The organism is Microbacterium sp., from assembly GCF_044340635.1.
Lineage (GTDB): Bacteria > Actinomycetota > Actinomycetes > Actinomycetales > Microbacteriaceae > Microbacterium.
In genome coordinates this window covers 188,953-198,512 of the sequence record NZ_JBIITF010000005.1, presented here as the reverse complement: position 1 = coordinate 198,512, position 9,560 = coordinate 188,953, and the positions used below count along the sequence as shown (strand labels likewise).

Here is a 9,560-nt window from a genome sequence, read left to right as displayed (position 1 = left end):
TGTGTTCAACCCAGTCGCGCAGATGCTTCAACGGGGCGGCTGCGCTGTGTCCGAGGTCAGTAAGTTCGTACTCCACGCGAGCGGGAACCTCGGGGTAGACGGTGCGAGTGAGCAGGCCGTGGTCTTCGAGACGCTTGAGGGTCTGGGACAGCACCTTGGGGCTGACGCCTTCCAAGCGTCGTTTGAGTTGCCCGTTGCGTTGCGGCCCGTCTTCGAGCGCACCGATGGCCAGGGCGCTCCACTTGTTGGCGAGCAGGTCGAGCATGTCGCGGCACGGACACATGGCCGCGTACACGTCGTTCCGGTCGCACTCATCCACGGTCTGACTCATACGTTCATGGTATCCGATGGGTACTAGGTTGCCTTGACGGTAACCAGTAGGTCTGGGGAACCATAATTGGCATGACGGCTACGACTGCGATCGGATACGAGAAGAACCTCCCCGCCACCGACCCCGAGGCGCTGACCGCCCGCGAGGTCGAGGTGCCCGAACTTGGACCGCATGACTTGTTGGTCGAGGTCGAGGCGGTCTCGGTGAACCCGGTCGATGTGAAACTGCGGGAAGGCGCTCCTGCGAACGGGTTCAAGGTGCTCGGCTTCGACGCCGCCGGTACGGTGCGCGAGGTCGGCTCAGCGGTGACGCTGTTCGCTCCGGGTGACGAGGTGTACTACGCGGGCAGCATCGACCGGCCAGGTACGAACCAGCGCCTGCATGTTGTGGATGAGCGGATTACGGGGCGCAAGCCGCAGGTGCTGTCGTTTGCCGACGCTGCTGCGCTGCCGCTGACGGCGATCACCGCCTGGGAGACCCTGTTCGAGCGGCTCGCCCTTACCGAGGACTCGACCGGCACCCTGCTGGTGATCGGCGCGACCGGCGGAGTCGGATCGATCATGCTGGCACTGGCCGACGCGCTCCTGCCGAACGTCACCGTGATCGCCACCGCCTCCGACGATGAACGCTCCGCCTGGGTGCGCAACCTGGGCGCGGAGCATGTGGTGAACCACCGCGACGACCTGGCTGAGCAGGTGCTCGCCGTCGCGCAGGATGGCGTGGACTGGCTGTTCACCGCGCATTCCGCGGGGCAGATCGAAACCTATGCGCGGATCGTTCGAGCGTTCGGGCATATTGTCGCCATTGACGACGGTCCGCGCGACGTGTTCCCGCTCAAGGGCAAGAGCATCGCTTGGCACTGGGAACTGATGTTCACCCGCCCGCTCAGGCAGACCCCGGACATGATTGAACAGCACCAGCTCCTGAACACTGTCGCTGACCTTGTAGATCAGGGCCGCATCCGCACCACGGCCACAACGACACTCGCGCCGATCTCACCGACCACACTCCGCGAGGCGCACGAGTTGGTCGAGAACGGCCGCACAGTCGGCAAGGTCACCGTCCACAGATGGGAGTAGACTGAAACCGCGCGCACGCGCATGTTCACAGGCGAGTGCGTTTGCAGAACCTCGGCTACGCGGTCACGGCGCACAGGGCGCAAGGCGTCACCGTTGACACCGCGCATGTGCTGGTGGAGCCGACGACCACGCGGGAGAACTTCTACGTCGCGATGACCCGCGGCAAGCACTCCAACCGCGCCTACGTGATCCTCGACCGGCCCGACGAGCACGCCCACCCGCATCCCGGCGACACCCCCGACGCCACCGGCCTGTCGGTGCTGTTCGGTGTGCTCCAGCACGTCGGTGCCGAGCTGTCCGCGCACGAGACCATCACCGCCGAACACGAGCAGTGGGGGTCGATCGCTCAGCTTGCCGCCGAGTACGAGACCATCGCTGCCGCAGCCCAACACGACCGCTGGGCCACTCTCATCCGTGCTTCCGGCCTCACCGCCGAGCAAGCCGACACCGCGATCGAGTCCGAGGCGTTCGGAGCACTCACCGCCGAGCTGCGCCGCGCCGAGGCCAACCACCACGACCTCGACACCTTGTTCCCGCGATTGGTGGCCGCACGCGGGTTCACCGATGCCGACGACATCGCCTTCGTCCTGCACTACCGGGTGGCTCGTGCCACCGCACGCCCAGCGGGCTCGGGTCGCACCCGCAAGGCGCCACGGCTGATCGCCGGACTGATCCCGTCCGCGGACGGCCCGATGACCGACGATATGCGGCAGGCCCTCGATGAACGGCGGGAGCTGATCGAGACCCGCGCCGACGCTGTGCTCGACACCGCACGCGACGCCGGAGAAGCCTGGACGCGGCCACTCGGTGACCCGCCGCGCGACCCGCGCAAGACGGCGGCGTGGCGACGCCACGCCCGCACCGTCGCCGCCTACCGCGACCGGTACGGCATAACCGACGACACACCCCTCGGCTCGGCACCGGAGAACGCGGCGCAGAAGATCGACGCCGCCCGCGCCAGAAGTGCGCTCATACGGGCACGTGACATCGCTCGGCAGCGCCCGAGAGACGCAGAGCGACGACCGGTCGAGCAAGCTGCCCCCACCCGGAGCCTGTAATGCGACCCCTACCCGAGCCGCAGGCACGCTCCGACACGTGTGGATACGCCACATACTCGACTCCAAGCGAGACAATCGTCAGTGGGCAGCCCGGTCCCCATCAGAGTGGCCTAACTGCGCCAGGTGCTATCTCGACTACGAGGTGAGGAGGACGGGGCCGATGATGAGACAGCCTCGATGGTGCCGGCGCTGGGACGAGTGGCCGAGGCGGCAGCGATGAGCTACATGCCGCCAGATCTCGGTGCTCTCTACCTCCGTCATCGAGACGCTATGCACAAGGTTGCGGCCTCAGTGCTGCGCGAGGCCGGTCGTGCGTCTGAGGCGGACGACGCGGTGCACGACGCGATCGTCTCAATCATGGCTTCGCCACCGGAGAATGTGCGGAACTGGGAAGCATTCCTAGTCACCGCGGCGAAGCGAAAGGCACTGGATCGAATCCGATCAGCCGAGGTACGGCACGCCGGACCCGAGTTCGTCGAGGCCAGCCATGATCGCGCCGACGATTCCGACCTCGGGGAAGACGTAGCTGACGCCATTGACCAACAGGAAAGGGCTGGCCACGCGTGGGACTGTCTCTCGGTACTGGACGAACGCCATCGAAAGGCGGTGTGGGAGACCACGGCGTTGGGACGGCCGCGATCCGAAGTGGCTATGGAACTGAGCGTGACTCCGGCACGTGTGAGCCAGATGACGACACGATCACTAGCACTCCTTCGAGAGGAAATGCGCAGAAGGGAGGAAGGGATCAATGAATAACGATGAACGCGACAGGCTTGTCGCCGAGCTGCTCGAACGACCGCAAGAGCGCGAACTGATCCTGCGTGACGCTGAGTTGACCGATCGAGAGCGCACAGAACTCGCTGGCATCGTTGAGACTGCGGACGCACTCTGGCTTGCGGCCCAAGGTGCGCCCGCGCTCGAAGACGACCCCGTGGCAGCAATGCTCGGCCTGCTCCCTGACAGCGAATGTCGTCTCGACTCCGCTGCATTGTCTCGCGTAAGAAAGCGTGCGCGACTGAGCGTGAGCGACGTTGCCGCACGCCTGCGTGAGCGGGGGTGGGAGTTCGACAAGAGCGACGTGTTCAGGTGGGAGACTCGTACAGCGACGGATGTATCTCCCGCCGTGGTTCAGGCAATCGCTGAAATCTTCGGAGCACCGGTAGACGACCTGATCTCGGCCCCATCGGTGTCTTCTCTGCCCGATCATGTAGGCGCGGTACGCGCGCATCCTCTGTTCGCACAACTCGTTGACCGCTGGTCGCAGGCCCGCCGAGTGTCACGCGCCGTGGCTACGGCGACGCTCGAAAGCCGGATGCTTGCGACCGTGCACCGCGGGGAGCACCCCGACACAGAGCAACTGTTGCGTTCGCTCGACGCCCTTGTTGCCTCTGTCGAACAAGCCGACCGAGGGTAAGAGGCGTATGAACCTGGAAGGTTGTGTTGATCAGGCACTGTCCCTGCTGACGGATGATGTGCGAGCCCGCTTCGCAGGGAACCCGACTAGCGTCCTCCGCACCGACCTCGACCTGACCGTCAGCGCTGTCGAACACCTTGCCAGTTCCCGTGACGACGGTGGCGCATGTGATGGCGTGTCGTTCCTCCAAGACGGGGTGATCCTTTACGCACCCACGCCGTGGAGTCGGCGCGAGAACTTCACACTCGCCCACGAACTCGGGCACTGGCTCGCCGAGAGGGCTCCAGACATCTATGACTGGATCGCCGACCAGGACGAGCCTGGTCGCCTTCTCGAAACGGTCTGCGACCAGATCGCTCAACGCTTGCTTCTACCCGAGTCCGCGGCAACAGCGGTCATTGCTAGCGGCCCGATCAGAGCACAGCACCTGATCGACCTCTATAACGCTACTCAGGCAAGCCGACCAGTGTGCGCGATCGCTCTCGCCAAGCACCTGCCCGGCCTGGGGGCGATCGCCATCATCGACCGCTACACCGGCACCGTCACGCACGCCAGCGTCAAGCCCGACCCCGAGCAAGGCTGGCCCACCGTCTTCCCTTGGCGAGACCAGAAGCTCACCGAAGGCCACCCGCTGCTCAACCTGACACCAGGAGCATCGACTGCTCGACGCCTAGCCTGGCGGACCCCTTGGGGTACCCAAGCAGACTTCTACGTCGACGCCGTCAGCGACGACAAGCGCGCCATCGTCGTGTTCTGCGACCTAGACCTCTGGAATGTTGAGCAGTTCCATGCGCCCATCCAGCGCGACTTCGACAGCCGTCCGCTGCTCACTGGCTCATGTTGTGGGACGACGTTCGAGCGGCGAGGGTACCCGTGCTCGAACTGTGGCCAGCCGTTCTGCCCTCGTTGCGGCGATTGCCGCTGCGAGCGAGACGCCAAGCGTGAAGTGGTCTGCACTGAGTGCTTTCTCCAGTTCCAACCACATCTCGTCGTCGACGGCCTCTGCGTGGACTGTCGCTCCTGACGCTAACTCCGCACGGCCCTATCTCGACTACCCAGTGAGAGCCCCCGCTGACTCGGACCTGGGCTGTCGGAATGGAGGTGAAGGAGATGGCTAAGAACACCGGACGAGGACACCGCGTCGGTGCCGTGAAGAGTCGCAGCGAGTTCAAGCGTGGCACGACGTGGTTCAAGCGCGACGCCGGTACCGGTCGCATCCTCAACGGCAGCCCCAAGCAGCACAAGGGCGTCCGCAACGAGAAGTGACTTCGTGGCCGGCGGCGCCGTGGTGTCGCTGGCCCAACACTGCGGCAGCGGGCGTGCCGTACAGAACCGATTCGAGTACAGCAGGAGGACGGCATGGCAGTTCACTGGGTCAACTACGACCTCAACAAGGCGGGACAGGACTACACCAAGCTCATCGACTACTTGAAGTCGCACCAGAGCTGGGCGAAACCCCTCAAGAGCAGCTTCTTCGTGAAGACATCCCTGACAGCGGCGCAGCTTCGAGACGGAGCCAAGAAGCACGTCGACGCGAACGACGACATCGTCGTCGTGACGGTCACCGGCCAATCCTGGGCCACCCACAGTATTCCCTCGGACGTGAACGAGTGGCTGAAGAAGAATCTCTAGTGTCCGACTGGGCACACGGTTCAGCGCGCCAAGGGCGGATGACAACGTCCTCTGCGGTTCGATGCCGTTTCCGTCGAAGCAGCCCGATCTTCGAGCCCGAAGGAGTGTCGGTGCCCCAGCGTAGGATACTTACATGGGTGTAGTTCGCGCAAATTCGACGGGCACCGGCGGCGAAACGCCGTCCGGGCCGCTCGAGGTGCTCGGCCACCAGGACCACTTGTCGGCGACAGACGAGCCGACCAGGCCGCCGTCCGATCGTTTCCAGATTCTCGCCCTTGATGGCGGGGGAGCCAAGGCACTGTTCACCGCTCACGTGCTCGCGCGGCTGGAACAGGACCTCGGCGTCAGCATCAGGGACTCGTTCGACTTGATCGCCGGCACGTCGGCGGGTGGGATCGTCGCGCTCGGGTTGGGTGCCGGTCTCACCCCGAGCGAGATCGTGGCGCACTACGAAGAACTGGTCGAGGCGGTCTTCCCGGCCGTGCGCCGGCGACTGTGGCGGCGACCTCGGCAACTCACTGCACCCATCTACGACGGCGATGCGCTGCGTACCGCCTTGACGAAGGTGCTTGGCGAAGGGCTGCTGGGAGACAGCGCGAAGCGGTTAATCATCCCGGCCTGGGACGTGCAACGAGGCTCCGTGCACATCTTCAAGACGCCGCACCACACACGGCTCGTCCGAGACTGGCGCATCCCGATGGTGGACATCGCGATGGCAACCTCGGCGGCACCGCTCTACTTCCCTGCCGCGCGTGTCGATGGGCACCGCCTCATCGACGGCGGCGTGTGGGCGAACAACCCCTCTGTCGTCGCGATCGCCGAGGCCGTGAGCATGCTCGACGTACCGCTCGCCTCGATCAGGGTGCTCAACGTCGGCACCATCGACCAGCTCACAAACCACCCCAAGCGCCTCGACCGCGGCGGGCTGTTCAACTGGGCGAAGCCGATCGCGCCACTGATCCTCACCGCCGGCAGCCGTGGCGGACAGGGCATCGCTGAGCATCTGATCGGCGAGTCCGCTTTCACGAGGTTCGATGCTCTCGTGCCGGGCGGACTGTACGCACTCGACTCGGCAGACCCGAGCGATGTCGTCGGCCTCGCCGCGTCCGTGAGCCGCGAGCTCAGCCCCGTCTACACCGCGCGGTTCGCAGATCATCGCGCGGCCGACTACACACCGTTGATCGGAGACCGACACCGCGGCGACCCGACCAGCACGTCGACCACGGAGGTCTCCCGATGAAACTCACTGACTACTTCAACGTCCTGCTCAAGGACACCGTCAACCTCAGCCAGGTGAAGCTCGACTCGCTCGACTCTCGCGTCGAGGCGGTCTACCAGGCGTTGAAGGCCGACGAACAGATCGGGCGCCTGATCCTCGGCAAGACGCCCCAGGGCTCGTGGGCGCACAAGACCATCATCAACCCGGTGGGCAGCAACGAGTTCGACGCGGACTTCATGCTCGACATGAGCGAGAACGCGGACTGGTCCGACGATCCCAAGAAGTACATCGAGGAGGTCTACGCGGCCCTGCACCGTCACAGCACCTACGGCAACATGCCGCACTCACGCAAGTGCCGTTGCGTCCGACTCGTCTACGCGAACTCCATGCACCTCGACATCGTGCCGCACCTCAACCTCGCCGATGGTCGCGAAGTCATCGTCAACCGCGACGACAACGACTGGGAGCAGACCGACCCCCAGGGCTTCACGGACTGGATGAAGGACAAGGACACGCTCGCGAAGGGCAACCTCCGCAAGGTCATCCGGCTGATGAAGTACCTGCGCGACCACAAGAACTCCTTCACCGGCACACGGTCGATCCTCCTGACGACACTGCTCGGCGAGCAGGTCACCGAGCTGCGCACGCTGCTCGACCCCGGCTACTACAGCGACGTCCCGACCACCCTCCTGCACCTCGTGAAGGACCTCGACGCCTGGCTCCAGGCGCGCCCGATCAAGCCCTCCATTCCAGACCCGTCCGGGTCCGGGGTCACCTTCGACCATCGGTGGGAGCAGTCGACCTACAGCTACTTCCGAGACCGCATCCATGTCCACGCCGCCGAAATCGAGGAAGCGTACGAAGAGGAGAACAAGGAGCGCAGCATCGAGCTTTGGCAGGGCATTTTCGGTGACGGATTCAAGGCCCCGGCCACCTCGTCCAACAGCGCGAAGTTCCCGGCAGCAGCTCCCGCGGCCGCTTCCACGGTGGGGCGGTCGGGCCGCGCGGGATGAGCCGACGCAACCGGGCCACGCTTTCGGCCTGGCAGAAGCATCTCGTTGACGAGTTGAGGTCACTCGCCAGGGAGCGCCCCCACGACGTGCGGATAGTCCAGCAGCCTCGGCTCGACTCTGACGGCGACGCCATCCTCCGACTCCGGCTCCACACCGCAGATATCCCTCACCGCCCCGGCGGGCTGGAACTTGGAGAAGACGAGGAGTTCATCGTCAAGATTCGCCCCTCGCTGTTTGCGCCCCCGAGCGCCGAGGTTGACCACACACGCTTCCTCGGTTTCCCGCACGTCCTCCAAGGGCAGCGGCTCTGCATCTATCTCGACCCTTCCCGCGAGTGGCGGCCGTCCGCCGGGATGGCCGGATTTCTCAGCCGACTGTGGGACTGGCTCACCGATGCCGCCGGCGGAGCATTCGATCCCTCGACCGCGATGTACCACGCTGTCGGAGGAGTGCTCCACCACGCTGACGACACACCCACCATCGTCGTCCGCGAACCTGGTCCGCCGAAGCGGCAGCAGATCGCTCGGCTCGTCGCCCGCTCACCGCACCGCTACGACCTCACCTACTCGACCGACCGCGACGGACACCGCACACCCGTCTTTGTCCTCGCGAGCGACCTTCCATTCGGCGCGGCATCCACCTTCGCGCTGTTCCTGACGCTCCTGGACGACCCGCACCTTGACCGCGCCGAAGGGCGACCACCAGAGGTCTCGCCGCAGTCGCCTGCGTTCCTTACCTCGCTGCTCGCCAGTGCTCTACGAAACCCTGACGGTACGGAGCAGTACTTCGTGCTTGCTGTGCCGCACCCCGCAGGGGGAGCGCACCATCTTCTCGGCGGACGCCTTCCCGCAACTACCGCCGACGCCTTGCGACGCCTCGCCAAGAAGCACGGCACCGCGGTCAACCTCGATCCCGCGATCATCAACGCCGACATCCCGATCGAATGGTGCAACATGTCCGACGAACGGCAAGAGGTCACGACCCGGCGCGACGACAACCGTCCCGTCAACGGCTTTCAAGGAAAGACTGTTCACATCTGGGGCTGCGGTGGCCTGGGCTCATGGCTCGCCGAGTTCATCGCACGCGCCGGAGCCAGCGCCATCACCGTCTGCGACCCCGGCACCGTCACCGGCGGACTGCTTGTGCGACAGAATTACACCGAAGCCGACATCGGCCAGACGAAGGCCGATGCCCTCGCCATACGCCTCCGCGCGATCCGCGACGACCTGACCGTCACCGTCGCAGAAGGAAGCGTCCCCGATCCAGCCGTTTCTCTCGCCGCGGACCTCATCATCGACGCCACCGTCAGTCACAGCATCGCTACCTACCTTGACACCCTCGCCGGCGAAGCCCGCAAGGCCCTCATCGCCCAGATCGCCACCGACGCCAGGACGGGATCGCTCGGTATCGCCAACATCTGCGCGCCCGGTGCCGCCTGTACGCCGTCTGAGCTTGACGACCAGGCAGGCCGCTCGGTAGTGGCCGATGGTGAGTTGGAGCTGTACCACCCGCTCTGGGAGGACGCAGCCGAAGGCGACGAACTGATCCCCACCAGAGGATGCTCAGTACCCACGTTCCACGGCTCGGCCGCGGACCTCGCTGCCGTCGCCGCGACACTCGTCAACATGATCGGCCTGCACCTCCAACAGGCAGAGGCACCTGTTTCAGGAACCCACCTCATCGCCCTGCCACACGCACCAGCAGGCCCACGGCATCGCTTCCTTCCCGCGGCGTCGGACCCCCGCGGATGAGATAGCGCGGGGTTACGTCTGTCGGCGCGCGGGCGTACAGTGGAGGCCGAGGCAGGTCCTCCT

General features: G+C 65.3%; 10 protein-coding genes and 1 pseudogene. 10 read left to right on the top strand and 1 reads right to left on the bottom strand.

Annotated elements, in window-relative coordinates; all coding sequences use genetic code 11:
- Positions 1-331 (bottom strand): winged helix-turn-helix transcriptional regulator (locus tag ACIQ0W_RS07010; protein ID WP_396642036.1); only part of this gene is annotated, 331 nt, incomplete at its 3' end.
- A gap of 71 nt (positions 332-402) precedes the next feature.
- Between ACIQ0W_RS07010 and ACIQ0W_RS07005 the strand changes: the two genes are divergently transcribed.
- The 10 genes and pseudogenes from ACIQ0W_RS07005 (at position 403) to ACIQ0W_RS06960 (ending at position 9,497) form a co-directional block, all read left to right on the top strand.
- Positions 403-1,410 (top strand): zinc-binding alcohol dehydrogenase family protein, encoded by a 1,008-nt coding sequence (locus tag ACIQ0W_RS07005; RefSeq protein WP_024476678.1) that lies wholly within the window; start codon positions 403-405, stop codon positions 1,408-1,410.
- Positions 1,411-1,457: 47 nt separating this feature from the next.
- Positions 1,458-2,468: pseudogene (locus ACIQ0W_RS07000) on the top strand (C-terminal helicase domain-containing protein); the annotation flags it as partial.
- A gap of 177 nt (positions 2,469-2,645) precedes the next feature.
- On the top strand, positions 2,646-3,224 hold the full coding sequence (locus ACIQ0W_RS06995; RefSeq protein WP_396642035.1) for a sigma-70 family RNA polymerase sigma factor: 579 nt from the start codon (positions 2,646-2,648) through the stop codon (positions 3,222-3,224).
- The gene (locus tag ACIQ0W_RS06990; protein ID WP_090586855.1) at positions 3,217-3,882 is read left to right on the top strand and encodes a helix-turn-helix domain-containing protein; all 666 of its coding nucleotides are present in this window, start codon (positions 3,217-3,219) and stop codon (positions 3,880-3,882) included. Before ACIQ0W_RS06995 ends, ACIQ0W_RS06990 begins: the two co-directional genes overlap by 8 nt.
- A 7-nt stretch (positions 3,883-3,889) precedes the next feature.
- The gene (locus ACIQ0W_RS06985; protein ID WP_076700531.1) at positions 3,890-4,906 is read left to right on the top strand and encodes an FYVE zinc finger domain-containing protein; all 1,017 of its coding nucleotides are present in this window, start codon (positions 3,890-3,892) and stop codon (positions 4,904-4,906) included.
- A gap of 86 nt (positions 4,907-4,992) precedes the next feature.
- The gene (locus tag ACIQ0W_RS06980; protein ID WP_162841963.1) at positions 4,993-5,148 is read left to right on the top strand and encodes a hypothetical protein; all 156 of its coding nucleotides are present in this window, start codon (positions 4,993-4,995) and stop codon (positions 5,146-5,148) included.
- Positions 5,149-5,241: 93 nt separating this feature from the next.
- The gene (locus tag ACIQ0W_RS06975) at positions 5,242-5,514 is read left to right on the top strand and encodes a hypothetical protein (protein WP_090586856.1); all 273 of its coding nucleotides are present in this window, start codon (positions 5,242-5,244) and stop codon (positions 5,512-5,514) included.
- 133 nt (positions 5,515-5,647) lie between these two features.
- Positions 5,648-6,754: a CBASS cGAMP-activated phospholipase gene (locus ACIQ0W_RS06970; protein WP_090586858.1), complete on the top strand. Its 1,107-nt coding sequence runs from the start codon at positions 5,648-5,650 to the stop codon at positions 6,752-6,754.
- Positions 6,751-7,746 carry a cyclic GMP-AMP synthase DncV-like nucleotidyltransferase gene (locus ACIQ0W_RS06965; protein WP_090586860.1) on the top strand — a complete coding sequence of 332 codons (996 nt, stop codon included), beginning with the start codon at positions 6,751-6,753 and terminating at the stop codon, positions 7,744-7,746. The genes ACIQ0W_RS06970 and ACIQ0W_RS06965 overlap by 4 nt, the downstream gene beginning before the upstream one ends.
- Entirely contained in the window at positions 7,743-9,497 is a 1,755-nt protein-coding gene (locus tag ACIQ0W_RS06960) for a ThiF family adenylyltransferase (protein WP_090586862.1), read from the top strand. Before ACIQ0W_RS06965 ends, ACIQ0W_RS06960 begins: the two co-directional genes overlap by 4 nt.
- Positions 9,498-9,560 lie beyond the last annotated feature (63 nt).

Bases quoted from the DNA above. Each gene is read 5' to 3' on its own strand.
- ACIQ0W_RS06960 (WP_090586862.1), top strand. From the start codon at position 7,743: ATGAGCCGACGCAACCGGGCCACGCTTTCGGCCTGGCAGAAGCATCTC.
- ACIQ0W_RS06965 (WP_090586860.1), top strand. From the start codon at position 6,751: ATGAAACTCACTGACTACTTCAACGTCCTGCTCAAGGACACCGTCAAC.
- ACIQ0W_RS06990 (WP_090586855.1), top strand. From the start codon at position 3,217: ATGAATAACGATGAACGCGACAGGCTTGTCGCCGAGCTGCTCGAACGA.
- ACIQ0W_RS06985 (WP_076700531.1), top strand. From the start codon at position 3,890: ATGAACCTGGAAGGTTGTGTTGATCAGGCACTGTCCCTGCTGACGGAT.
- ACIQ0W_RS06980 (WP_162841963.1), top strand. From the start codon at position 4,993: ATGGCTAAGAACACCGGACGAGGACACCGCGTCGGTGCCGTGAAGAGT.
- ACIQ0W_RS06975 (WP_090586856.1), top strand. From the start codon at position 5,242: ATGGCAGTTCACTGGGTCAACTACGACCTCAACAAGGCGGGACAGGAC.
- ACIQ0W_RS07005 (WP_024476678.1), top strand. From the start codon at position 403: ATGACGGCTACGACTGCGATCGGATACGAGAAGAACCTCCCCGCCACC.
- ACIQ0W_RS06970 (WP_090586858.1), top strand. From the start codon at position 5,648: ATGGGTGTAGTTCGCGCAAATTCGACGGGCACCGGCGGCGAAACGCCG.
- ACIQ0W_RS06995 (WP_396642035.1), top strand. From the start codon at position 2,646: ATGGTGCCGGCGCTGGGACGAGTGGCCGAGGCGGCAGCGATGAGCTAC.